The organism is Methylobacterium sp. FF17, from assembly GCF_025813715.1.
Taxonomy (GTDB): domain Bacteria; phylum Pseudomonadota; class Alphaproteobacteria; order Rhizobiales; family Beijerinckiaceae; genus Methylobacterium; species Methylobacterium flocculans.
The window spans coordinates 5,114,740-5,137,983 of record NZ_CP107532.1 but is presented as its reverse complement, the minus strand read 5'-3'; the positions used below and the strand labels follow the sequence as shown (position 1 = coordinate 5,137,983).

Here is a 23,244-nt window from a genome sequence, read left to right as displayed (position 1 = left end):
CCTGGGGCGACGCCGTCAGACCGGCCGCAGCGGCCAGACCAGCGCGATCATCGGAACGCCCACGGCGATGACGATCAGCGAGAGTGGCAATCCGAGCCGCGCGTAGTCCCCGAAGCGATATCCCCCCGGTCCCATGACGAGGGTGTTGCACTGGTGACCGATCGGCGTGAGGAAATCGCAGGCCGCGCCGAGCGCGACGGCCATGAGGAAGGGGTCCGGCGCCAGCCCGAGCTTCGTCGCCAGCTTGGCGGCGATCGGACCCATCACCAGCACCGTCGCGGCGTTGTTAAGGAAAGGGGTCACGGCCATCGCCAGCACCAGGATCGTGCTCATCGCCGCAATCGGCGGCAGATCCTGAACCAGCGTCGTCAGATGAGCGGCGATGAGGTCGGCCCCGCCGGTGCTGGTCACGGTTTCGGAGATCGGGATCAGCGCCCCCAGGAGAACGAGGACCGGCCACTCGACGGCCTGGTAGGCTTCGTGCGGGGTCATGCTCCGCAGGAGGAGAACCGCGACGACGGCCCCGAAGAACGCCACGGTGACCGGCACCACGTGCAGGGCGACGAGCCCCATCGCGACCGCCAGGATCGCGGCCGGGATCCAGCTCCGGTCGTTGCGGCCGAGGGCGATCTCCCGTGCCGCCAGCGGCAGCACGCCGAGCGCGCCCAGGCTCGGACCGAGGGCCGCCGTACGGCCACGCATCACCACCACGTCGCCTGCCCGGAAGCGGACAGCCGAGAGACGCTGCTCGATGCGGCGGCCGCGTCGGCTGACGGCGAGGATGAGGACGCCCTGACGACGCTCCAGGTCGAGTTGGGCGGCGGTGCGTCCGACGAGGCCGGACTCGGCGGTGACGACCCCTTCCATCACGACGGCCTCGGCCTCCGGCAAGGTTCCGGCCAGCATCAGATCCGTGCGCGCGATGAAGCGCTCCAGGGCATCCGGCTCACCCGTGAGGAGCAGGACGTCGTTGGCTCGAAGCCGGAAGTCGGGGCTGGCCGGATAGCGTCGGAAGCGCTCGCGCAGGACCGTCGCGATCCGGACGTCGCCATCGCTCGCAGCTTCGAGTTCCGCGATCGTGCCTCCGATCCCCGGATGTCCGGCGGGCAGGTTCGCCTCCGTGGTATACCGTTCGAGGTTGAACGCGGCGTCCATGGCCCGCGCACCGCTCTCGCGACGCGGCAACAGCCGCCAGCCCAGGCACAGGAAGAGAAAGCCGGTCGCGGCGACGCAGAGCCCGACCGGCGCATAGTCGAACATCCCGAAGGGCTGTCCGGTCAGGTCGGCCCGGACCTTCGAGACGATCACGTTCGGCGAGGTTCCGACCAGCGTGACGATCCCGCCGATCAGCGAGGCGAACGCCATCGGCATCAGGAGCGTCGAGGGCGACGTGCCGGTGCGGCGAGCGAGCTGCAGCGCGATCGGCATGAAGATCGCCAGGGCACCCACGTTCTTCGTGACCATGGACAGGAGCAGGACGCCCGCGACCAGGGTCCAGACCTGCCTTTGCGCGCTCGTCAGATGGGGCAGGATCGGCCGCATCAGCGTTTCCACCGCGCCCGACCGGGCGATGGCCGTCGACAGGACGAGGGCCGACCCGACGATGATGACGATGTCGTCCGAAAACCCAGAGAATGCCTTGTCCGCCGGCACCAGACCGAGCGCGATCCCCGCCGCGAGGGCAGTGAGCGCGATGAGGTCGTAGGGCAGCCGGTCCCAGACGAAGGCCGCGACCGTGATGCCGATCAGGCTGAAGGCAAGCACTTGATCGAGGGTCATCGCGTGGGCACCTGGGAGAGCCGCGGCAGCGGCGGACGGGAGGAGGGAGAGCGCATGCAAGCATTCGAGGGTCGTTACGGCCGCCAACGGGCGCGCGGCCGCAAGGTTCGTTCGGCCGTTGCCCGATGACGGGCTTCGTTCGAGAGACCCACCCCGGTTCGGGGGACAGGCCGCTGGAAGCGGAGGCTTCGTCGGTCGATGGGACCGTCGACCGGCGTCATCGCGAGATCGCTCCCGGGCTGCGCCAGATCGCCGAGGTGGTCAGTCAGAAGGTGCTGCATGGCTGGCTGCAGAACCGTCACCAGACGGCCGTGCCGCTGACCATCAACCTGGGCCGCCTTCCCCAGTCGGAAGCCGAGGCGGTGGTCCGCTTCGCGGCGGTGGCGGCGCTCGCCGGCGGTGTCCCGGCAGCCTCCGAGACCGTGCGCGCATGGCTGGCCGCGGCCGGCGCCGCGCCGGACCTGCTCACGGCCTACACGGTAGCGCTGGAGGCACCGCCGACCCTGAGCGCCGCCCTCGGCGACCTCGAGAGCAAAGACCTGGCGCTCATCGCCTTCGTGCTCGCCCTGATCGCCGCCCGCGATGCGGGTCCGGCGGCGCGCGCCTTCGCGGACTACGTCGCGCTGCATCGTGCCCTGCCGACGACGACCATGCGCGCGGCCGTGCGCCGGTATCGTACCTGATCACACAGACTCGACCTCCTCGGTCAGGGCCTGGAGCGCCGATTGCAGCGCGCTGTCCTCGACGAGAAGGTGGCGGGAGATATCGGCGAGCGTCAGCCATCCCACCACGGTTCCGGCGGGATCCACGACCGGCAAACGGCGCACGTAGTTGACGACCATGAGATCCATGGCAGCACGCAGCGTGTCCTCCTGCCGGCACGAGAGAACGGGCCGTGAGGCGACCTCCTGGACGGAGACCGTCGTGGGGTCACGTCCACGCGCCACGACGCGGTAGAGGAGGTCACGATCGGTGACGATCCCGTCGAGGCGATCCGCGGACCCGACGGGCAGCGCACCGACCTCGATTTCCCCCATGAGGATGGCGGCGTCCTGTGCGCTCGCCAGCGGCTCGATGAACTCGACGTCGCGCGACATCACATCGACGACGCGCAGACTGTTTGCTGAGACCTTCTGCATTCGACCTCGGACCGCGCGTGTGTACCCAGGGCGGACGCCCGTGCGCGGCGGCGCAACCTCCCACGCCGCCGATGAGGACGTCCATCACACACGACGCTCGTGCCCCCTCTGGGGGCAGGAATGCGAATGCGACGGTCAGACCGGCCGGGCCCGTAACATCGAGCCCGCTGCCCTCACGGCATCCAGCGTGACAGGTAGTCCGGCGCGAGCGTCAGCCCGGTCGGAACCTTCAGTTTCGGGGGTGGCATCGCGATGCCCTGCTCCAGGTAACGCAATGCCGCGTGCAGCCCGTTGACGGTATAGGGCTTCGCGATGACACCGACGGCACCGACGAAGTCCTGGGGGATCAGCTTGGGGTTCGCCGTCATGAACACCACGAGGGCCTCGTCGTTCGCACGCCGGATGTGATCCGCCACCGTGACGCCGGTGATGCCATCCGTCAGGTGGACGTCGACCAGAGCCAGATCGGCCGCGCCCTGTTCGATCAGCTGATCCGCCTCCTTGAGGCAGGTCGCCCAACCCACGACCTCGTGGCCCGCCTCTTCCAGCAGGAACTCCAAGTCCATCGCGAGGACAGCTTCGTCCTCGACGATCAGAACCTTCAACGGACGAGACGGCATCACTGACCGCGCAGTCGTTGCGCGATCGGCACCGTGATTTCAACTTGAAGCCCCGGCTCGGCATCGAGCCATCGAAGCTCCGCTTGCAGCTGCTTACCCAGTCGTTCCACCAAGCGCTTACCGTACGTGAGAGATGTGGTGGTGCCTTCGATCATTCCCGGTCCATCATCCGCAACCGTGATCCGGCAACGGTCGCCCTGGTGCCGCGTCGTGACCGACAGCACCCCACCCCTCTCACTGCTTAACCCATGTTTGATCGCGTTGGTTGCCAACTCATTGACCATCAGCGCCAACGGGGCCGCCTTCTCGGCTGGCACCTGCACCGGCTCCAGATCGATGTCCAGCCGAATATCGGGGCGGCCGGTCGCCACGACCAGATCGGAGGCCAGGTCACGTACGAACGCCGCGATATCGAAATGCGTCACGTCGCCGGACTGATAGAAGCGGCGGTGAACCGTGCTCATCGCCTCGACACGACCGAGAGTCGTCTGAAGGGACGCCTTGATCTTGTCGTCGTCGATCGTGCGAAGCTGCATGGAAATCAGCGACGAAATGATCTGCATGTTGTTTTTGACGCGGTGGTCGACCTCGTGCAGCAACTCGTCCTTGATCGACAAGGCGCTCTTCAATTGGTCGTTGGCCTCGCGCAGATCGGCTGTGCGGTCGGAGACGGCCTTCTCGAAACGATCTTTCTCTTCGACGATCCGCAGCTCGTATTGTTTACGATCCGTGACGTCGAGCTGGGAGGCGAAAAAAATATTGCAGCTCGCCAGCCTCATTGCTCACGGGGCTGATGTAGAGGGCATTCCAGAATTTGGTTCCGTCCTTCCGATAGTTCAGAAGGTCAACACCGATGTCCGTACGGTTCTCGATGGCTTCCCGGATGCGGGTGACGTCATTCCGGTCCGTCTCCGGACCCTGCAGAAAGCGGCAATTCTTGCCCTGTATTTCCTCACGCGCGTAGCCGGTCATCTTCAGAAACGCGTCATTTGCGAAGATAATGGGATTATCCTGCTGCTTGGGATCGGTGATAATCATAGGCATACGCGTGGCACGCACAGCCGCAGCAAAGGGATCTCCTTTGCCGTGCTCGGTGTTCAAGCGATCAGTCAGATGCCAAGCGTCCTGGTTTTCCACGCCGATCTAATCTTCCCAGTTCCTGAAATGCCTGATGCGGGGCTGGACGGTCGGCAGTCTCAAGTCGGATAGGCCGAAATTGGTTCCTCGCCGGGGACCAACCTGCGCGTGTCTTCGATGGTACCGGTTGCAATCGCCAGACCGCTGAAACGCAAGCTAGGGCGTTGGCCGCACTTCTGAAGGGAGACATCATGTCTCGCCGCGGATCGCCATCGCCCCCACTCTTCCGCGCGAATCGCGGACGTGGCCTGCCTCAGGGAAATGACCGCCGATTCGATTGAACGCGTCGGCGAGCCTCCGCATGAGCCATTCATGAGGTCGACCGACGGATGCCAACCCAATGGTGCCTTGGCGGGATCTTCACTGCGGAACGCCTCGAGCGCCGGCCCCTCCTGAATCGCCGCCGGCGCCACACGCGCAGGCCGCCCGATCGCTCAGACGCGAAGAGCCCGGAGCATCCATCGCAGACTCACCGGATCCCCGCCGAAGGGCACGCGTGCCCGTTCGCGGGCGTGACCGCGGTCAGGACAGGTCCAATGCGATGGCGAGGCGATCGCGGGCCCGGCTCACACGGCTCTTGATGGTTCCGACCTGACAGCCGAGGACGGCCGCCGCCTCCTCGTGCATCAGCCCATCGACCGTGACCAGCAGCAGCGTCTCGCGCTGCTCCGCCGGAAGGGTCTTCAGCGCGGCCTGCAGGGCGACGAGGGCGATACGGTGCTCCTGGTCCGGAGCCGACGACAGCCTGCCCGCGAGGGCGCCGTCGACGTCCTCGACTTCGCGTCGAAGGCGCTTGCGCTGATTCAGGTGCGTGTTGCGCAGGATCGTGAACAACCACGCGACGAGGTTGGTGCCGGCCGCGAACTGGGACCGGTGCTCCCACGCCCGCATCAGGGTTGCCTGGACCATGTCGTCGGCCTCCGCGGCGTTGCCGGTGCGGAGGTAGGCGAAGCGGCGCAGGCGCGGCACAAGGGCAATCAGTTCGTCGCCGAATGCCTTGGTGACCTGCCGTTCCGCCTCGGCATCGAGCAGGGCGGCCCTGAGCCGAAGAAGGACCCGACCCAGCCTCGTATCGATGTCGACCGTATCGGTCCTGGGAATGAGTTCGTCGAGACTTCGCCCGATCTGGTCCTGGATGTGGCGGGGCAATCCCTCTTCAGGCAAGGATTCACCAAGCAAGGGCTCGTCGGGGGCCATACTCAAGTCCACGCGGGAGAGGCATCGTTCTTTCGGATGACGGCCCGATATTTCCGCAGCTCTACGGAGGAACCGGCACGCCCGGTTCTGGCTGATCGTTCACGTTCACGTCAATGATCCAAATATACCAGTCATCCGGCCGCTTCGGCCGGAACCGCCGTCCTCCGGCACCTGTTACGGCCGGGCTCGATCCGAGCAGTTAGGAAGGCGGTCGAAGGTGACGGTTGGCGTCGACAGGCATGAGCTCCGGCAGATCATCGCCGGTCTCAGCGAAGGGGTGATCCTGGTCGAGCCCGACCAGACGATCGCCTACGCCAACGAGGCCGCGCTCGCGATGCACGGTGCCGAGACCGTCGAGGAACTCGGCGAGACGGTGGACGCCTACCGCCGGCGCTTCGCCCTGCGCTACCGAAACAATCACGCCCCGAATCAATACCCGATGGAGCGTGTCGTCTCGGGCGAGCGCTTCCACGACGTCATCGTCGAGGTGAAGCGCACCGACCGGCCGGACGTCGATTTCGTGCATTCCCTGCGCAGCCTGGTGGCCACCGACCGCCAGGGCAATCCGAGTTGCCTCGCTCTCATCCTCAAGGACGTATCGGACCAGTTCGAGGCCGAGGAACGCTTCGAGAAGACCTTCAACGCCAACCCCGCTCCGGCGGCGATCTGCCGGCTCTCGGACCTGCGCCACGTCAAGGTCAATCTCGGCTTCCTGGAGATGACGGGCTACACCCGCGAAGCCGTCGTCGGCCGCAGCGTCTACGAGGTCGACGTGCTGGCGGGCGCCCGCAACCGTGACCTGGCGGTCTCCCGGCTCAACGAGGGCGGCACCATCCCGCAGATGGAGGCCTGCCTCGATCTGCCGGACGGGGGAACCCGCTTCGTCATCGTCGCCGGCCAGCCGATGGAGCTCGGCGACGAGCCCTGCATGCTGTTCACCTTCGCGGATCTGGAGCTGCGCCGGAAGGCCGAGACGGCGCTGCGCCAGAGCGAGGAGCGCTTCGCCAAGGCGTTCCGCCTCACCCCCGTGCCGACCGTGCTGGCCCGCGGTGACGACTTCGCCCTCACCGGGGCGAACGAGGCCTTCACCCGCGTCTTCGGCTATGCGCCCGACAGCATATCCGGGCGTTCGCCCGGCGATCTCGGCCTCTGGGTGCACGATGCCGCCCGGATCAAGTTCGAGACCGCCGTGGCACGAACCGGCTACGTGCTCGGCCTGGAAGTCTGCCTGCGCCATGAGAACGGCACCAACCTCGATTGCCTGATCTCGGCCGAGCGGGTCGAGATCGGCGACCAGACCTTCGCGCTGCTGGTCCTGCAGGACATTACCGAGCGCAAGCGCACCGAGCGCGACCTGTTCGAGGCCATCGAAGCGGTGATGGCCGACACGTCCTGGTTCAGCCGTGGGCTGATCGAGAAGCTGGCCAACCTGCGTCAGCCGGGAAGCGAGCACAAGGACGGCATCGTCCCGAACGTCACGGTCCGCGAGCGCCAGATCCTCGACCTCATCTGCCAGGGCCAGGACGACGACGTCATCGCGAAACGGCTCGGCCTGTCGAAGAACACGGTCCGCAACCACGCCGCGTCCCTCTACCGGAAGCTCGACGTCCACAAGCGCTCCGAGGCCATCGTCTGGGGCCGGAACAACGGCTTCCCGTTATCAGAAACTAGCAAATAAAAACCCCTCTACTGGTATATCCGTATCATTGCTCCCCTGGGATGGGGGGCCACTTGAGGGGTGCGTCCATCGCCCAGGCCCCGGAGCACCTCGTGAGCGCGCAGAAGACCAGTGATCTCTCCGACAAGCTCAAGGGCTCGGTGAAGGAGAGTATCGGCAAGTTGGTCGGCGATCCCAAAATCGAGGCCGAGGGCAAGTCTCAGCAGAAATTACCGAAGTCCGACGTGAAACCGAAGACCACCCCTAAGCCGTAGCTTCGGTCGCAGGTCGAACCCAACGAACATCCTTCGAAACCAGAACAGGAGAGACATCATGGTCGATACGGATCGCATCACGGGCGCCGCCAAGGAGCTCGGTGGCAAGGTGCAGGGCACGGTGGGCGACCTCACCGGCTCGCGGCGGGACTCTTTGGAGGGACGTGCCCGCGAGGCGCAGGGTGCCGCCGAGAACCTGTATGGCCAGGCCAAGGACACCGTGCGCGAGGCGGCCGACCACGTCGCCGACACCGCCCGCGACATCGGCGGCAAGGTGCGCGACACGGTCGGCAACCTGATCGGCTCCGACGACGTCGAGGACCGCGCGCGCCGCGCCCAGGGCGCGGCCGCCGACACCTACGACCGCGCCGAGCGCTCCGTGCGCGGTGCCGGCCGCGAGGCCTACGACCGGGCCGAGGACGCCTACGAGAACGGCGGCCGGTACCTGCGCCAGGGCGGTCGCGAAGCCACCAGCCAGATCGCCGAACACCCCATGGCCGCCCTGCTCGTCGCCGGCCTCCTCGGCTACGGCCTCGGCCTGCTCATCCACGGCCGCAACTGATCCGCAGGGCCGCCATCGACCGGTTCGAGCGCGCCGTAACCGTGCGGTCGGACCCAGGACAGATCCAAAAGTTCCACCCCCAACTGCCCCTCGAACGACCGAACTTCTCGGACGACCGACGACCCGGAGTACCTGTCACGTGTCCACTTCCCCCCTTCTCGCGACCCCGTCCACCGCGGCCTCGGCCGCCACCCGTACCGTCCTCCTGAATCAGGTGTCTTGGGGCGCGATCTTCGCCGGCGCCGTCACCGCGCTGGTGACCCAGGTCATCCTCAACATGGTCGGTGTCGGCGTCGGCCTGTCGAGCGTCGGCACGACCGCCGCCGACAATCCGGCCGCGTCCACCCTGTCGATGAGCGCCGGCATCTGGTTCGTGGGGTCCGGCATCGTCGCCGCGCTCGCCGGCGGCTTCATCGCCGGGCGCCTCTCCGGCAAGCCCGTCACGGGTGCTGCCGGCCTGCACGGCCTCGTCTCCTGGGCGGTGACCACCCTCGTGGTGCTGTACCTGCTGACCTCGGCGGCCGGCGGCCTCATCGGCGGCGCCTTCTCGGGCGTGACCAGCACGCTCGGCGGTGCCGGCTCCCTCGTGGGCGGCACCGTGCAGACGGCGGCCCAGGCGGCGGCCCCCTCGCTGTCGAAGATCACCAACCCTTTCGACGGCATCGAGCAGTCGGTCCGCAACCAGGCCGCCGGCCAGGACCCGCAGGCGGCCAAGGATGCCGCCGTCGCCGCCATGCGCGCCCTGTTCACCGGTGACCCGGCCCAGAAGGCCCAGGCCGAGAACCGCGCCGCCGACGCGCTGGCCAAGGCCCAGGGCATCCCGGTCGACCAGGCCAAGACCCAGATCCAGGACTACAAGAAGCAGTACGACGAGACCGTCGCCACCGCGAAGGTGAAGGCCGAGGCCGCGGCCGTCGCCGCCAAGTCCGCCGCCACCCAGGGCGCCTTCTACGGCGCGCTCGCCCTGATCCTCGGCGCCCTCGCGGGCTTCCTCGGCGGCCGGATCGGTGCCCCGAAGCTCCCCACCCTCGCCGACAGCTACGACGCCCGCCGCGTCTGACCCCATCCCCGGCCGGTCATAGCGACCGGCCGGTCCACCCAGCCCACGGACTCGAACTCAAGGAGACATCCCATGAGCAGCACCACGGACAAGCTGAAGGGCCTCGCCAACGAAGCCGTCGGCAATCTGAAGGAAGGCGTCGGCAAGGTCACCGGCAACGACAAGCTGGTCGCCGAGGGCAAGGCGCAGGAACTCAAGGGCGAGGCCCAGCGCACCGTCGGCGAGGCCAAGGACGGCGTCGCGTCGGTCGTCGACAAGGTCACCGGCAAGCACTGATCTGGCAAGCACTGCCCCGGCAAGCGCCGACTTGGGACGGCGGGAGACCCGATGAGGGGCCCGCCGCCCCCACAATCCTCGAACCCAGGAGTACCCCATGAACGGCGACCAGTTCCGTGGCGCGTCCCGCCACCTCAAAGGCCGCGCCCAGACCACGCTGGGCGGCCTCACCGGAGACCCGGCTCGCCAGGTCCGCGGCGCCGTGAACCAGGTGGCGGGCGGCGCGCAATACGCCTATGGCCGCGCGCGCGACAGGGCGGAGGATTGGGCCGAGGATGGGCGCGACCTCGCCCGCGAGGTTCGGGATCGCGCCGGCAACCTCGTCGAGGACGGCCGTCATCGCGTCGACGCGGCGCGCGACCGGGCCGGGAACCTCATCACGGACGGTCGCGACTTCGCCCAACAGGCGCGGAAGCGCGGCACACGCTATGGTCATCAGGCCGTGCGCTATGCCGACGACAACCGCAGCGCCGCCCTGCTCGGTCTCGCCGCCGTGGCCTTCGCGGTGGGCTGGCTGTCCCGCTCCAAGCGCTGACCCATCAACCTCGGAGACCCTCCCCATGATCCGCAAGCTCCTCACCGCGTTCCTGCTCCCGAAGGTCATCGCCTATGTGAGCCGCCGCTTCGGCGGCCGGTCCGGCGCCCCGCCGAACCGTCGGGGCTACTGACCCGAGCCTGGGCACGTCCCCGTCGTCTGTCCGGACGGCGAACCGCCAGCCGTCCCGGGCTCCACCGGGCAGGCTATCGGGCAGGATCCCGACCGGCCCTCACGGTGGCCGGGACATCGCCGGGCGGCGCTCCGCTCGAACCCTCCAACCGACAAGGACGACCGATGAGCAAGGGCTATCCCTCGATGACCGCGCTGCTGGGCCTGCTGGCCGTGGCCGGCTACCAGAACCGCGACAAACTCGCCGAGCTCCTGAAGGGCCACGACGCGCCGTCGAACCCCTCCCTGAGCCCGAACCCCTCCCTGAGTCCGAGCCACGGCACGGTCCCGCCCATCCCGAACACCGCGTCGAACACGGGGGGTATCGGCAATCTCGGCAGCCTGCTCGGCGGCCTCGGGACGGCCGGCGTCGGCGGCCTGATCGCCAGCGGTCTGAGCGAACTCGTCGACCACTTCACCAAGGGCGGTCACGGTGAGACGGCGAACTCCTGGGTCAACCAGGGCGCCAATCGCGACATCCCCGAGGCCGAGCTCGAACGGGCGATCGGCCCGGACACCCTCGACCACCTCACCCAGCAGACCGGCCTGAGCCGCAGCGCGCTCCTGTCCCGTCTCTCCCGCGAACTGCCCTCGGCCATCGACCGCTACGCCACCGACGGCCGCCGGCCGGCCTGACGCCGCGACACGGCCGGTGCCCCGTGGCGCCGGCCGCACATGACGCCGGGCGACGCCGCGCCGGGGTTCGATTCACCACCACCCCCGACCTCGCGAGACCGCCATGGCCATCGACTATCGCTCCGAACTGCGCCGTCCCTTGCCCTTCAGCCTCGCGGTCGTGGCCGTGGTCCTGCTCGTCTGGCTCATCGTCGCCTCGATCGCCGGCGCGCGCCAGCGCAGCGCCCGGGACCACCGTATCGAGGATCTGCAGGCTCAGCAGGTGGCGCTGCGCGCCGACCTCGAGCGGCAGATCTCGACCGCCGGCACCCTGACCGCGCTCCAGGCCAAGATCGCCACCGCCCAGCAGCAGGAGCGCGAAGCGGGTCAGGCCGCCGAGCAGGCGAGCGCTCGCACCACGACCCTGACCCAGGAGCAGCGGGCGGCCGAGGCCAAGGCGTCGGAGGCGAAGACGACGGCCGAGGCCGCGACCCGGACGCTGACCGAGCTCCAGTCGCAGGTCACGCAGGCCGAGGGGAAGCTGACCCCGCTGCGCGAGGCCATCACCACCGCTGAGAAGGCCGCGGTCGACCGGACGCAGGACCTCGCCGAGGTCGGACGGCGTCTCGAGGACGCCCGCGTGCAGGAAGCCAAGCTCCGCGCCGACCTCGCGACCATGACCCAGGAGGCGACCGGCAAGACCGCCGATCTCGCCAAGGCGGAGGAGCGCCAGCAGACCGCCCGCGAGGCCGCCGCCGCAGCCCAGAAAGACCTGGCCGACGCGCGGACCGCGACCGAGCAGGCCACCCGGCAGCGTACGGACACCGATCGGGCCATCGCCGACCTGACCGCCACCAGGGACAAGCTGACCTCCGAGATCGGTCTCGCCCAGCGCGACGCCCAGCAGGCACGCGACGCCCTGGCGAATATCCGCAAGGAACTCGCCGAGGCCCAGGCGCAGCGTGACCGCGTGGTTTCCGAGCGCGGCCAGGCCGAGCAGGCGCTGCAGACGCTTTCCGCCGACCGCGACGCGGGCACCGCCGCCCTCGACGCCCTGCGCAAGCGCCAAACCGAAGCTCAAGCCGAGTTGGCCACGCTCACCGAGACGCTGGCCTCGCGCAACAGGGAGGCTGCAGCCATCGACGAGCGACTGGCCTCGGCCCGACAGGACCTCAGCACCGCACAGGCGACGCTCGCCGAGGTCCGCCAGCAGCTCGCCGCTCCGCCCGCTGCGTCACCGAGCCCGTCCGGGAGCGGCCAGCCGGCTCGCTGAGGCAACGCCGACCCACGCGAGCAACCGCCAGCGTGGGTCCTCCGCGCCCTCGCTCACGGATCCCCCGACAGGGCGCGGAACCGGAATGCCGGCAGGGCAGGGCGGTATGACAAGCACGACCAATGGGATCAGGGCCATGACCAAGTTCAACAAGACCATCACCTACGTTCTGGCCGCCGCGGCCTTCGCCACCCTCATCGTCGTCGTCCTTCAGTCGACGAGCATGCTCGCAAGTTCCTAGCAGGCGACGGCCATGAACCCGGGTCGAGGATCTAGACTGAATAACGGGTTAGTGAAGGAACGGTCTAGACGCAGAATTGTTTTCGGCTTCCCAGCTCAAGCCGGAGGCGTGCATGCGTCGCGTACCATCTGCCCTCTCGATATTCAGGAGACGCGGCAAACCTGAACAATCGCCGCAAAAGGCGTTAAGGTCGAGCTTTGCCGCAACATCCCATCCCCTCAGCGAAGGGGCGATCTATCCCGTCGGCCAGAGCTATACTTGGGGTGGCCCGTCACCGGTATCGCATGGCTTTGCACCAGCCATCGGATACGATGGCTACCACGGCGGCAACGGCTATTGAGACTCTGACGTCTTGAACGGCGGCGGGCGCGGCGACTGTTTCCAGACCGGATCGCCGGCATCCGCGCCCGCCGGGGGGCGCGGATGGGGCTACGCTGGCTTCGATCCGCCCTACAGCCGCGAATCCGGTGCCAACTGGAGGCAGCGTCCGTTACATTCAAAGCATCCGCCGAATATTGACGCGATAATACAAATCTATCCGAAAGAAGATGAACTTTATTCTGATGTTTTCGTTGGTTATCAGATTGATCAAAGGAAGCACATGTCACGTTTGAAGATGCTGTGTGGCGCAGCCGCCATCTCCGCCCTGGGTCTGGTACACACCGTTGCCTCCGCGCAGGAGGGCGGCCCCTGCTCGGACGACATCGCCAAGCTCAAGCGCGAACTCGGAACCCAGGTCGGGCTGGGAGCGCCCGTCTCCCAGCCCGATACCGGACAGCGCAAAGGACCGAACGAGGGTTCGAGCGACCAGACGGCGAGCACGGCCTCGGGCGCCGCCAAGCCCGTCGGGAACGCCGAGACCGATCGTTCGCAGCAGGGAGGCGCCTCCCGCGAGACCGGCGGATCGCCGGGCACGGTGGGCGGTGTCTCCGGACCCGTGGCCGCTGCGGCCGGGGTCGGCCAGGCGGATTCTGTCGCCAGCGGGCGGATCGCCACCTCACCGGCCGATGTCCGCGCGCAATCCGAGAACAAGCCGACCGCGGCCGCCGAAGCCGCGAAGGGTGGCGAGGCCTCGGCGTCCGCGAGCCTGTCCCCCGAGGACAAGGTCTCCCAGGCCAAGACGGCCCTGCAGCGCGCGACCGACCTCAACGCCAAGGGTGATCAATCCTGCCGGGACGCGGTGCAACAGGCCCGCGCGCTGATGCCTCAGCAGTGGCGCTGACCAGCACGGATCGCATCCGTGGGGCGTGCATGGCGGCTTCCCCGGAAGACGGCCGTGCACGCTCCACCAACCATGGATCGTCGCCTGAGAACGGAAAGGCTGCTTTCGCGTCCGTACCTGATTCAAGCGGACATCGATGGCCCTCAGGCGAGAGATCGCTCCAAGTCGAACTCCAGGCATATTCAACGACGGTCGAAGATCCGATGGCCGCGTTGATGGTTCCCTCATACGGCGAACCGTGCCTTCGTCTGGTTTCCTAATGGGCGAAGCGGGAGATCTCGCACCACCGGGCCTCCGCCCGGGTGGAGTGGAGCGATGCGTGTTTTCCGGGATATCGCCACCGAATGCGGGGCTGACCGCGTCTTCGCCACCATGGTCGCCGTCCTGGGCGTCTGGTCGGCCTTGTCCCTTGCGCTGCTCGCCGTAATCCTCCTCGACCTGCTTCCACGGTCTTGAGCATCGGATCGCGCGCCGGCATCGCGGGTCACGCGACCGCTCCCGGCCTTCGGTCCACGATGCTGCGAACGCCGCGGGAGGAGGCTGATACGCATTCGGCCGCCGACCTTCGGCGGCTCAGCGGCCACTGCCGTTCCTGCGGCCTCCCGTTCGGGGGCTTCGTGGATCACGACACCGGAGTCATCCGGGTCGAGCGTCGTCGGTGGCGCGCCTCGTGCCCGGGTGCGGGACGCCTGCCCGCGCCCTGCGCCTGCCGGGAACTCCAGGCCAGCCTGCGCCGGACGAGCCGCGCGATCAGCCCCGGGACGCCCGGGACCGACTGATCCTCATGCGATCCTTATAAGATCGCCCTCGCGTCCCTCTCGAACCCTCACGCGGTTCCAGGCCACATCGGAAGGCGAGCGCGACCGGTCATGCCACCGGCCCGCCGAACCGAAACGGACGCACCATGCTCGACCTCGCCTTCATCGCCGCAGGCCTCGCCTTCTTCGGCCTGGCCGCCGGCTACGCCGCCCTCTGCGAACGCCTCTGAGCCGCCTCGTCAAGAGACCCTCGCCAGGACCCTTGCCATGACCCTCGATCTCACCCTCGGCGCCCTCGTGACCCTGGGGCTGCTCGGATACCTCACCTACGCCCTCGTCCGCCCCGAGCGGTTCTGAAGGAACACCTCCCATGACCCTCAACGGCTGGTTCCAGATCGCGCTGTTCTGCGCGGTCATCCTTGCGCTCGCCCGTCCGCTGGGCGGCTACATGACTCGCGTCTTCGCGGGAGAGCGCACCGTCCTGTCGCCGGTGCTCGCGCCCGTCGAGCGCGGGCTCTACCGCGTGGCCGGCATCGACGCCGCTCAGGAGCAGCACTGGCTGGCCTACGCGCTCGCCGTGCTGAGCTTCCACGCCCTCGGATTCCTGGCCCTCTACGCGCTGCTGCGCGTCCAGGCGCTGCTGCCGTTCAACCCGGACGGACAATCCGCCGTGGCACCGGACCTCGCATTCAACACCGCGGTGAGCTTCCTCACCAACACCAACTGGCAGTCCTACGGCGGCGAGACGACGATGTCGTACCTCACGCAGATGCTGGGGCTGACCCATCAGAACTTCCTCTCGGCCGCCACCGGCATCGCGCTGGCCGTCGCCCTGGTGCGCGGGTTCAGCCGCGCCTCGGCCAGGACCGTGGGCTCGTTCTGGGTCGATCTCACCCGCACGACCCTCTACGTGCTGCTGCCGCTCTGCGTCGTCTACACCCTGTTCCTGGTCTCCCAGGGCATTCCCCAGACGCTGGGCGGCGCCGTCGAAGCGACCACCCTCGAGGGCGCCAGGCAGACCCTCGCGGTCGGGCCGGTGGCGAGCCAGGTCGCGATCAAGATGCTCGGCACCAACGGCGGCGGTTTCTTCAACGCCAACGCCGCGCACCCGTTCGAGAACCCGACCGCCCTGTCGAACTTCGTCCAGATGGTCTCGATCTTCGCCATCGGCGCCGCGATGACCAACGTCTTCGGCCGGATGGTCGGCGACGAGCGCCAGGGCTGGGCGATCCTCGCCGCCATGGGCGTGCTGTTCCTGGCCGGTACGGCGGTGGTCTACTGGGCCGAGAGCGCGGGCAGCCCCGTCCTGAACGGGCTCGGCCTGACCGGCGGCAACATGGAGGGCAAGGAGGTCCGGTTCGGGATTCTCGCCTCGGCCCTGTTCGCGGCCATCACCACGGCAGCCTCCTGCGGCGCGGTCAACGCCATGCACGATAGCTTCACGGCGCTCGGCGGCATGATCCCGCTGATCAACATGGAGCTCGGCGAGATCATCGTCGGCGGGGTCGGGGCGGGGCTCTACGGCATCCTGGTCTTCGTCATCGTGACGATCTTCGTCGCCGGCCTCATGGTCGGGCGCACGCCGGAATACCTCGGGAAGAAGATCGAGGGGCGCGAGGTCAAGATGGCGATGCTCGCCATCCTCTGCCTGCCGCTGATGATGCTGGGCTTCACCGCCCTGGCCACCGTGATTGCGGCCGGTCTCGCGGGACCCGCCAATGTCGGCCCGCACGGGTTCTCGGAGATCCTCTACGCCTTCACCTCGGCGGCCGCCAACAACGGCTCGGCCTTCGGCGGGCTCACGGCCAACACCGCCTTCTACAACACCACGCTCGGCCTCGGCATGCTGTTCGGGCGGTTCTTCGTCATCGTCCCGGCGCTCGCCATCGCGGGCTCGCTCGCCGCCAAGAAGACCGTGCCGGCCTCGGCCGGGACGTTCCCGACGCATGGCGGCCTGTTCGTCGGGCTGCTGGTGGGCGTGATCCTCATCGTCGGCGGCCTGACCTTCTTCCCGGCGCTGGCGCTCGGACCCATCGTCGAGCACCTCGCCGGCGGCCTCGGCCAGACCTTTTCGACGGGAGGCTGAGATGCCGCGCGCCCTCCCGGCCCGACGCATCCCGCGCCATCACCTGATGATCCGCCGGCGGCCCCAGCGCAGGAACCGCGCCTCCGCCCGGGCCGCCGCTGCGCCGGTCCGGCTCTCCAACCTGATCCTCGGACTGCTCGGCGTCACGCTGCTCGGTGGGCTCGCCCTGGTGGTCGCGGCCTCCCTGATCGGTCGCGCCGTCGCGCCCTGAATCGAAATCCCGACCGGGCGCCCCGCGCCCGGTTCCGAACCTCCCATCCCGGACACAACACCATGTCCCGTCCCTCGTCGTCCCTCTTCAGCGCCGCCCTCGTCGGTCCGGCGCTCCTCGGCTCCGTCAGGAAGCTCGACCCGCGCGCCATGATCCGGAACCCGGTCATGTTCGTGGTCGAGGTGGTGGCCGCGCTGACCACGGTGCTGTTCGCGCGCGACGTCCTCACCGGCGGCGCCAACCTCGCCTTTTCCGGCCAGATCATCCTCTGGCTGTGGTTTACCCTGATCTTCGCCAACTTCGCCGAGGCGCTCGCGGAAGGGCGCGGCAAGGCCCAGGCCGACAGCCTGCGGCGCACCCGCACCGAGACCATGGCCAAGCGCCTGAAAGGCCCTGGCCGGGTGTTCGAGACGGTACCCGGCAACGACCTCAAGGTCGGCGACGTGGTGCTGGTGGAGGCCGGCGACATCATCCCCTCGGACGGCGAGGTCATCCTCGGCGTTGCCTCCGTCAACGAGGCCGCCATCACCGGCGAATCCGCCCCCGTCATCCGCGAGTCCGGCGGCGACCGCTCGGCGGTCACCGGTGGCACGCAGGTGCTCTCCGACGAGATCCGGGTGCGCATCACGGCCGCGGCCGGCTCCACCTTCGTCGATCGGATGATCGCCCTGGTCGAGGGCGCTTCGCGGCAGAAGACCCCTAACGAGATCGCTCTCAACATCCTGCTCGCCGGCCTCACCATCATCTTCGTCTTCGCGGTGGCGAGCATTCCGAGCTTCGCATCCTATGCCGGTGGCACGATCCCGCTGATCGTGCTGGTCGCCCTGTTCGTGACCCTGATCCCGACGACCATCGGCGCGCTCCTGTCCGCCATCGGCATCGCCGGCATGGATCGCCTCGTGCGCTTCAACGTGCTGGCCATGTCCGGCCGGGCCGTGGAAGCGGCCGGCGACGTCGACACGCTCCTCCTCGACAAGACCGGCACCATCACGCTGGGCAACCGGCAGGCCACCGAGTTCCGTCCCGTGCGCGGCGTGTCCGAGCAGGATCTCGCCGACGCCGCCCAGTTGGCGTCGCTCGCCGACGAGACGCCGGAAGGTCGCTCCATCGTGGTGCTGGCCAAGGACAAGTACGGCATCCGGGCGCGCGACATGGGAAGCTTGAACGCCACCTTCGTGCCGTTCACGGCGCAGACCCGGATGAGCGGCGTCGACCTCGACGGCGCCTCGATCCGGAAGGGCGCGGTGGATTCCATCGTCGCCTCGGTGAGCCCGCAGCCGATGGCCACGCGCGGCGCCAGCACGGCCTTGGCCTACAGCCCCGGTGTTCCTTCCGAGACCGTGCGCGAGATCCAGGCCATCGCCGAGGAGGTCGCCAAGGCCGGAGGGACGCCCCTGGCGGTCGCCCGCGACGGGCAACTCCTCGGCGTCGTCACCCTGAAGGACATCGTGAAGGGCGGCATCCGCGAGCGCTTCGCGGAACTCCGCCGAATGGGCATCCGCACGGTGATGATCACCGGCGACAATCCCATGACCGCCGCCGCCATCGCGGCGGAAGCCGGCGTCGACGATTTCCTCGCTCAAGCCACGCCGGAGGACAAGCTGGCGCTGATCCGCAAGGAGCAGGCGCAGGGCAAGCTCGTCGCCATGTGCGGCGACGGCACCAACGACGCCCCGGCGCTGGCCCAGGCCGATGTCGGTGTCGCCATGAACACCGGCACGGTGGCGGCCCGCGAGGCCGGCAACATGGTCGACCTCGACAGCGATCCGACCAAGCTCATCGAGATCGTCGGCATCGGCAAGCAGCTCCTGATGACCCGGGGAGCGCTGACCACCTTCTCGATCGCCAACGATGTCGCCAAGTATTTCGCCATCATCCCGGCGATGTTCCTGGTGCTCTACCCGCAGCTCCAGGCCCTCAACATCATGCGGCTGGCCTCGCCCGAGAGCGCGATCCTCTCGGCAATCATCTTCAACGCGCTCATCATCGTCGCGCTGATCCCGCTGGCGCTCCGCGGCGTCTCCTACCGGGCGGTGGGGGCGGGCGCGCTCCTCCGGCGCAACCTGGCTCTCTACGGCCTCGGCGGCATCCTGGTGCCCTTCATCGGCATCAAGGCCATCGATCTCGCCATCACCGCCCTGCACCTCGTCTGAGCCGTCCCTTCCCAACCTCGAGATCCACCATGCTGAACCAGCTTCGCCCCGCCCTCGTCCTGCTGATCGCCCTGACGGCGCTCACCGGGCTTGCCTACCCCCTCGCGATGACCGGCCTCGCCGGAGCCATCTTCCCCGCCAAGGCCGCCGGCAGCCTGATCGAGCGCGACGGCAGGATCGTCGGCTCCAGCCTGATCGGGCAATCCTTCACCAGCGAGCGCTACTTCCAGGGCCGCCCCTCCGCCACGAGCGCCGTCGACCCGGCGGACGCCACCAAGACGGTGTCGGCGCCCTACAACGCAGCGAACTCCTCGGGCTCCAACCTCGGTCCGACCAGTGCCGCGCTGGCCGAGCGCGTGAAGGCCGACCTCGCCTCGCGCCAGGCCGAGAACCCCGGCAAACCCGTCCCGGTCGACCTCGTCACGGCGAGCGGCTCGGGCCTCGACCCGGACATCTCGCCGGACGCTGCCCTGTTCCAAGTGCCCCGCGTCGCCAGGGCGCGCAGCCTGTCCGAGGATCGGGTGCGCGCCCTCGTGGAGGCCGGGACCCAGGGCCGTCTTCTTGGTATCCTCGGCGAACCCCGGGTCAACGTGCTCGCCCTCAACCTTGCCCTGGACGACTTGGGAACCCAGTAAGCCCGCCGGATGACAGGCCACACCATGTCGACGCCCCCTCGCGATCCGGACCGTCCGTCGCCCGAGGCGCTGTTGACTGCCGCCCACCGGGAAGAGGGCCATCGCGGCCGCCTCAAGATCTTCCTCGGGGCGGCGCCCGGCGTCGGCAAGACCTACGAAATGCTGACCGTCGGGCGTGCGCGGCTCAAGGCCGGGACCGACGTGGTCGTCGGGGTGGTCGAGACGCATGGCCGGGCCGAGACGGAGGCCCTCCTCGAGGGCTTCGAGATCCTGGGGCGACGCCAGGTCCCGTATCACGGTGCCGTCCTGGCGGAGATGGACCTCGACGCGCTGCGCGCCCGCCGGCCGGCGCTGGCATTGGTGGACGAACTCGCCCACACCAACGCGCCGGGCTCGCGACACCCGAAGCGCTACCAGGATGTGGAAGAACTCCTCGACGCCGGCATCGACGTCTACACGACCCTCAACATCCAGCACGTGGAGAGCCTGAACGACGTGGTGGCCCAGATCACCCGCATCCGGGTGCGGGAGACGGTGCCGGACGGCATCCTCGACCGGGCGGACGACATCGAGGTGGTCGACCTCAATCCGGACGACCTGATCCAGCGTCTGCGCGACGGCAAGGTCTATGTGAAGGGCAATGCGGAACGCGCCCTCAAGCACTACTTCTCGCGCGGCAACCTGACGGCGCTTCGCGAATTGGCGCTGCGCCGCACCGCCGACCGGGTCGACGACGAACTCCTCAGCCACATGCGGGCCAACGCCATCGCGGGCCCCTGGGGCGCCGGCGAGCGGGTACTGGTCTGCATCAGCGAGGATCCCCGCTCGGCCGGCCTCGTGCGCCACGCCAAGCGCCTCGCCGACCGGCTGCACGCCCCCTGGACAGCCATCACGGTCGAGGGGCCCCGCAGCCTCTCCCTGAACGAGGCCGCGCACGACCGCATCGCCGACACCCTGAGGCTGGCCGACCGCCTCGGCGGAGACGCCGTCACCCTCCCGGGCGGACGGCGCGTGGCCGACGACATCCTGGCATATGCCCGCTCGACCAACGTCAACCACATCATCCTCGGCAAGGCCGACCGCTCGCCGCTGTTCGAGCTTCTCAACGGCTCGGTGGTGCACGACATCGTCCGGCGCTCGGGCACGATCAGCATCCACGTCATCGCCGGCGAGGCCGCGAAGACGGATACGATCCCGGCGAAGACGGTCGCCACGGCCCGGGCCAGCCCATCGTTCCAGCCGCTGCCCTACATGGTGGGCGTCCTCGCCACCGCCGCAGCCCTCGGGCTCGCCCTCGTGGTCGAACCGTATCTCGGCGTGGAGAACGCCGACCTCATCCTGCTGACCGCCATCGTCGCGGTCGCCGTGCGCTTCGGCCTGGGACCGTCGCTGGCCGCCGTCGTCGCGGCCTCGCTGTCCTACAACTTCTTCTTCCTGCCGCCGGTCTACACGCTGACCATCGCCGACCCGACCAACGTCGCCGCGTTCCTGCTGTTCACGGTGGTGGCCGTCGCCGTCTCGAACCTCGCCTCCCGCTCCCGGCGCGAGGCCGTGGTTTCGCAGGGCAGGGCCCGGGCCACGGAGCGGCTCTACGGCTTCAGCCGCAAGCTCGCCGGCTGCGGCACCCTCGACGACGTGCTCTGGGCGACCTCGGCCCAGATCGCCGCGATGCTGCGGGTTCGCGTCGTTCTGCTGCTGCCCCAGGACGGTGCGGTCTCGGTGCGCGCCGGCTTCCCGCCCGAGGACAGTCTCGACGCGGCCGACCTCGGTGCCGCCACCTGGGCCTTCGACAACGAGAGGCCGGCGGGGCGGGGCGCCGACACCCTGCCGGGGGCCAGGCGCCTGTTCCTGCCGATGCGCACGGGGCGCGGCATCGTCGGGGTGATCGGCCTCGACGCCGACGGCACCGGCCCGATCCTCTCGCCCGAGGACCGTCGCCTGTTCGACGCGCTCGCCGACATGGCGGCGCTCGCCGTCGAGCGGGTCCGGCTGGTGGAGGATCTCGACCGGGCCGAGCGCGCCGCCGAGACCGACCGGCTGCGGCAGGCCCTGCTCACCTCGATCAGCCACGATCTGCGCACCCCGCTGTCATCGGTGCTGGGTGCGGCCACGACCCTGCGCGACCTCGACGAGGCCTTGTCCCGCGACGCCAAGGCGGACCTCCTCACCACCGTCATCGCGGAATCGGAACGGTTGAACCGCTTCATCGTCAACCTCCTCGACATGACCCGGCTGGAGGCGGGTGCCGTGGCGGCGAGCCTCACCCCGCAGGACGTCGGCGAGAGCGTCGACACCGCCCTGCGCCGGCTGGGCTCGATCCTCGCCGGGCACCGGGTGCGCCTGGAGCTTCCGACCACCCTGCCGGCCCTGCGGCTCGATCCGGTCCTGTTCGAGCAGGTCCTGGTCAACCTCCTCGACAACGCCGCCAAGTACGCGCCGGACGGGTCGACGGTGACCATCCGGGGCGCAGTGGAGCGTGGGCAGGTCCGGCTCCAGGTCCTCGATGAGGGCGAGGGCCTGCCCGAGGCCGACCGGGAGCGGGTGTTCGACAAATTCTACCGGGTCCACAAGTCCGACAGTGTCCGGGCCGGAACCGGGCTCGGCCTCGCCATCGCGCGCGGCTTCATCGAGGCCATGGGCGGCACGCTCACAGCCGGAAATCGCCGCGAGCGCCTTGGCGCCGTCTTCACCATCCTCCTGCCCATCCCCCCGGCGGGACACGCGCATTCGGACATCGCCGCATGAGCCTGAGCATCCTCGTCATCGACGACGAGCCGCCGATCCGAAAGCTCCTGCGGACGGGTCTGGCCACGCAGGGCTACGGGATCTTCGAGGCGCCGGACGCCCGCACCGCCCTCGACGTCCTGGCGCGCGAGACCGTCGCACTCGTCCTCCTCGACCTCGGGCTGCCGGACATGCGCGGGCACGACCTCCTGCGCCTGATCCGCCGGGATTTTCGCGATCTGCCCGTCGTGGTCCTGTCGAGCCGCGACGACGAACCCGGCAAGGTCGAAGCCCTCGACCTCGGCGCCGACGACTACGTCACCAAGCCCTTCGGCATGGGCGAGTTGCTGGCCCGCATCCGTGCGGCCCTGCGCCACCAACTCGCCGTCCAGGGCGAACGCGCGCTGTTCGAGGTCGACGGCCTCAGCGTCGATCTCGTCCGCCGCCGCGTGCGGGTTCGGGGCGCCGAGGTGAAGCTGACCCCGCGCGAGTACGACTTCCTGCGCGTCCTGATCCAGCATGCGGGCAAGGCCCTGACCCATGCCCAGCTCATGAAGGCGGTCTCGACCTCGTCCGACCCGCAATACCTGCGCGTCTACATGCGCCAGCTTCGCCTCAAGCTGGAAGCCGACCCGGAGCGCCCGCGCATCCTCCTGACGGAGACCGGCGTCGGCTATCGCCTGCGTGCGCCCGAGGACGACACTCACGCCTGAGGGTGGCGTCCGCGCGCGCAGAGATTGTTCCCGCGCGATCCCTCGATGCAGGGCGCGTCGGAGCGAACCCATCGACCCGACCCGCAATCCCGCGACCGAGCCGCAATCCCGCGACCGAGCCGAATGACCATCGATGGGCTTCCCTCGCCCGATCAGGTCACCATCGGCGTGCGCGAGGCGGGCAAGGCCGCACCCGCGGGCACCG

Annotated in this window: 24 protein-coding genes; 18 read left to right on the top strand and 6 right to left on the bottom strand. The window is 68.8% G+C overall.

The genetic code is table 11. From position 1 onward, the window contains the following. Positions 1-15: 15 nt before the first annotated feature. Positions 16-1,779, bottom strand: a complete 1,764-nt coding sequence (locus OF380_RS24610) for an SLC13 family permease (protein ID WP_264048265.1) — start codon at positions 1,777-1,779, stop codon at positions 16-18. Positions 1,780-1,904: 125 nt separating this feature from the next. On the opposite strand from OF380_RS24610, the gene OF380_RS24605 reads away from it, so the two are divergent. Continuing rightward, positions 1,905-2,462, top strand: a complete 558-nt coding sequence (locus OF380_RS24605; protein ID WP_264048264.1) for a hypothetical protein — start codon at positions 1,905-1,907, stop codon at positions 2,460-2,462. Here the strand turns inward: OF380_RS24605 and OF380_RS24600 are convergent, their stop codons facing one another. The 5 genes from OF380_RS24600 to OF380_RS24580 form a co-directional block, all read right to left on the bottom strand. Beyond that, on the bottom strand, positions 2,463-2,918 hold the full coding sequence (locus OF380_RS24600; RefSeq protein ID WP_264048263.1) for a CBS domain-containing protein: 456 nt from the start codon (positions 2,916-2,918) through the stop codon (positions 2,463-2,465). A 173-nt stretch (positions 2,919-3,091) separates the two neighbouring features. Next, positions 3,092-3,523 carry a response regulator gene (locus tag OF380_RS24595; protein ID WP_264048262.1) on the bottom strand — a complete coding sequence of 144 codons (432 nt, stop codon included), beginning with the start codon at positions 3,521-3,523 and terminating at the stop codon, positions 3,092-3,094. A gap of 14 nt (positions 3,524-3,537) precedes the next feature. Continuing rightward, on the bottom strand, positions 3,538-4,317 hold the full coding sequence (locus OF380_RS24590; RefSeq protein WP_318784314.1) for a sensor histidine kinase: 780 nt from the start codon (positions 4,315-4,317) through the stop codon (positions 3,538-3,540). Beyond that, positions 4,259-4,675 carry a PAS domain-containing protein gene (locus OF380_RS24585; protein WP_318784312.1) on the bottom strand — a complete coding sequence of 139 codons (417 nt, stop codon included), beginning with the start codon at positions 4,673-4,675 and terminating at the stop codon, positions 4,259-4,261. Before OF380_RS24585 ends, OF380_RS24590 begins: the two co-directional genes overlap by 59 nt. A gap of 522 nt (positions 4,676-5,197) precedes the next feature. Further along, positions 5,198-5,824: a sigma-70 family RNA polymerase sigma factor gene (locus tag OF380_RS24580; protein WP_264048261.1), complete on the bottom strand. Its 627-nt coding sequence runs from the start codon at positions 5,822-5,824 to the stop codon at positions 5,198-5,200. A 265-nt stretch (positions 5,825-6,089) separates the two neighbouring features. Here OF380_RS24580 and OF380_RS24575 point away from each other — a divergent pair, with 265 nt between their 5' ends. The 17 genes from OF380_RS24575 to OF380_RS24495 all read left to right on the top strand — a co-directional run bounded on the left by OF380_RS24575 (position 6,090) and on the right by OF380_RS24495 (position 23,039). Continuing rightward, positions 6,090-7,550, top strand: a complete 1,461-nt coding sequence (locus OF380_RS24575) for a helix-turn-helix transcriptional regulator (protein ID WP_264048260.1) — start codon at positions 6,090-6,092, stop codon at positions 7,548-7,550. 92 nt (positions 7,551-7,642) lie between these two features. Beyond that, positions 7,643-7,804 (top strand): CsbD family protein, encoded by a 162-nt coding sequence (locus tag OF380_RS24570; protein ID WP_264048259.1) that lies wholly within the window; start codon positions 7,643-7,645, stop codon positions 7,802-7,804. Positions 7,805-7,862: 58 nt separating this feature from the next. After that, complete coding sequence (locus tag OF380_RS24565; protein ID WP_264048258.1) at positions 7,863-8,366, top strand: CsbD family protein; 504 nt, start codon at positions 7,863-7,865, stop codon at positions 8,364-8,366. Between the two features lie 139 nt (positions 8,367-8,505). Continuing rightward, complete coding sequence (locus OF380_RS24560; RefSeq protein ID WP_264048257.1) at positions 8,506-9,426, top strand: PhnA-like protein; 921 nt, start codon at positions 8,506-8,508, stop codon at positions 9,424-9,426. A gap of 72 nt (positions 9,427-9,498) precedes the next feature. Then, complete coding sequence (locus OF380_RS24555) at positions 9,499-9,702, top strand: CsbD family protein (protein WP_056190475.1); 204 nt, start codon at positions 9,499-9,501, stop codon at positions 9,700-9,702. Positions 9,703-9,799: 97 nt separating this feature from the next. Beyond that, positions 9,800-10,237, top strand: coding sequence for a CsbD family protein (locus OF380_RS24550; RefSeq protein ID WP_264048256.1), 438 nt, complete (start codon positions 9,800-9,802; stop codon positions 10,235-10,237). 297 nt (positions 10,238-10,534) lie between these two features. Beyond that, positions 10,535-11,044 carry a YidB family protein gene (locus OF380_RS24545; protein ID WP_264048255.1) on the top strand — a complete coding sequence of 170 codons (510 nt, stop codon included), beginning with the start codon at positions 10,535-10,537 and terminating at the stop codon, positions 11,042-11,044. Between the two features lie 103 nt (positions 11,045-11,147). Beyond that, positions 11,148-12,296, top strand: a complete 1,149-nt coding sequence (locus OF380_RS24540) for a coiled-coil domain-containing protein (RefSeq protein ID WP_264048254.1) — start codon at positions 11,148-11,150, stop codon at positions 12,294-12,296. A gap of 842 nt (positions 12,297-13,138) precedes the next feature. Beyond that, complete coding sequence (locus tag OF380_RS24535) at positions 13,139-13,759, top strand: hypothetical protein (RefSeq protein WP_264048253.1); 621 nt, start codon at positions 13,139-13,141, stop codon at positions 13,757-13,759. A gap of 315 nt (positions 13,760-14,074) precedes the next feature. After that, entirely contained in the window at positions 14,075-14,215 is a 141-nt protein-coding gene (locus OF380_RS24530; protein WP_264048252.1) for a hypothetical protein, read from the top strand. A 569-nt stretch (positions 14,216-14,784) separates the two neighbouring features. Continuing rightward, positions 14,785-14,874 (top strand): K(+)-transporting ATPase subunit F, encoded by a 90-nt coding sequence (locus OF380_RS24525; protein ID WP_036267122.1) that lies wholly within the window; start codon positions 14,785-14,787, stop codon positions 14,872-14,874. A 13-nt stretch (positions 14,875-14,887) separates the two neighbouring features. Further along, positions 14,888-16,603, top strand: coding sequence for a potassium-transporting ATPase subunit KdpA (gene kdpA, locus OF380_RS24520; RefSeq protein ID WP_264048251.1), 1,716 nt, complete (start codon positions 14,888-14,890; stop codon positions 16,601-16,603). Position 16,604: 1 nt separating this feature from the next. Next, complete coding sequence (locus OF380_RS24515) at positions 16,605-16,814, top strand: hypothetical protein (RefSeq protein ID WP_264048250.1); 210 nt, start codon at positions 16,605-16,607, stop codon at positions 16,812-16,814. 62 nt (positions 16,815-16,876) lie between these two features. Continuing rightward, entirely contained in the window at positions 16,877-18,967 is a 2,091-nt protein-coding gene (gene kdpB, locus OF380_RS24510) for a potassium-transporting ATPase subunit KdpB (RefSeq protein WP_264048249.1), read from the top strand. 29 nt (positions 18,968-18,996) lie between these two features. Next, positions 18,997-19,602 (top strand): K(+)-transporting ATPase subunit C, encoded by a 606-nt coding sequence (locus OF380_RS24505; protein WP_264048248.1) that lies wholly within the window; start codon positions 18,997-18,999, stop codon positions 19,600-19,602. A gap of 24 nt (positions 19,603-19,626) precedes the next feature. Then, positions 19,627-22,347: a sensor histidine kinase gene (locus OF380_RS24500; protein WP_264048247.1), complete on the top strand. Its 2,721-nt coding sequence runs from the start codon at positions 19,627-19,629 to the stop codon at positions 22,345-22,347. After that, on the top strand, positions 22,344-23,039 hold the full coding sequence (locus OF380_RS24495; protein WP_264048246.1) for a response regulator: 696 nt from the start codon (positions 22,344-22,346) through the stop codon (positions 23,037-23,039). Before OF380_RS24500 ends, OF380_RS24495 begins: the two co-directional genes overlap by 4 nt. Positions 23,040-23,244: the final 205 nt, after the last annotated feature.

What these genes read in the sequence shown, in the direction of transcription:
- OF380_RS24610 (WP_264048265.1), bottom strand. Translation starts at nt 1,779, where the DNA reads ATGACCCTCGATCAAGTGCTTGCCTTCAGCCTGATCGGCATCACGGTC.
- OF380_RS24605 (WP_264048264.1), top strand. Translation starts at nt 1,905, where the DNA reads ATGACGGGCTTCGTTCGAGAGACCCACCCCGGTTCGGGGGACAGGCCG.
- OF380_RS24600 (WP_264048263.1), bottom strand. Translation starts at nt 2,918, where the DNA reads ATGCAGAAGGTCTCAGCAAACAGTCTGCGCGTCGTCGATGTGATGTCG.
- OF380_RS24590 (WP_318784314.1), bottom strand. Translation starts at nt 4,317, where the DNA reads ATGAGGCTGGCGAGCTGCAATATTTTTTTCGCCTCCCAGCTCGACGTC.
- OF380_RS24565 (WP_264048258.1), top strand. Translation starts at nt 7,863, where the DNA reads ATGGTCGATACGGATCGCATCACGGGCGCCGCCAAGGAGCTCGGTGGC.
- OF380_RS24555 (WP_056190475.1), top strand. Translation starts at nt 9,499, where the DNA reads ATGAGCAGCACCACGGACAAGCTGAAGGGCCTCGCCAACGAAGCCGTC.
- OF380_RS24550 (WP_264048256.1), top strand. Translation starts at nt 9,800, where the DNA reads ATGAACGGCGACCAGTTCCGTGGCGCGTCCCGCCACCTCAAAGGCCGC.
- OF380_RS24545 (WP_264048255.1), top strand. Translation starts at nt 10,535, where the DNA reads ATGAGCAAGGGCTATCCCTCGATGACCGCGCTGCTGGGCCTGCTGGCC.
- OF380_RS24540 (WP_264048254.1), top strand. Translation starts at nt 11,148, where the DNA reads ATGGCCATCGACTATCGCTCCGAACTGCGCCGTCCCTTGCCCTTCAGC.
- OF380_RS24535 (WP_264048253.1), top strand. Translation starts at nt 13,139, where the DNA reads ATGTCACGTTTGAAGATGCTGTGTGGCGCAGCCGCCATCTCCGCCCTG.
- OF380_RS24530 (WP_264048252.1), top strand. Translation starts at nt 14,075, where the DNA reads ATGCGTGTTTTCCGGGATATCGCCACCGAATGCGGGGCTGACCGCGTC.
- OF380_RS24525 (WP_036267122.1), top strand. Translation starts at nt 14,785, where the DNA reads ATGACCCTCGATCTCACCCTCGGCGCCCTCGTGACCCTGGGGCTGCTC.
- kdpA (WP_264048251.1), top strand. Translation starts at nt 14,888, where the DNA reads ATGACCCTCAACGGCTGGTTCCAGATCGCGCTGTTCTGCGCGGTCATC.
- OF380_RS24515 (WP_264048250.1), top strand. Translation starts at nt 16,605, where the DNA reads ATGCCGCGCGCCCTCCCGGCCCGACGCATCCCGCGCCATCACCTGATG.
- kdpB (WP_264048249.1), top strand. Translation starts at nt 16,877, where the DNA reads ATGTCCCGTCCCTCGTCGTCCCTCTTCAGCGCCGCCCTCGTCGGTCCG.
- OF380_RS24505 (WP_264048248.1), top strand. Translation starts at nt 18,997, where the DNA reads ATGCTGAACCAGCTTCGCCCCGCCCTCGTCCTGCTGATCGCCCTGACG.
- OF380_RS24500 (WP_264048247.1), top strand. Translation starts at nt 19,627, where the DNA reads ATGTCGACGCCCCCTCGCGATCCGGACCGTCCGTCGCCCGAGGCGCTG.
- OF380_RS24495 (WP_264048246.1), top strand. Translation starts at nt 22,344, where the DNA reads ATGAGCCTGAGCATCCTCGTCATCGACGACGAGCCGCCGATCCGAAAG.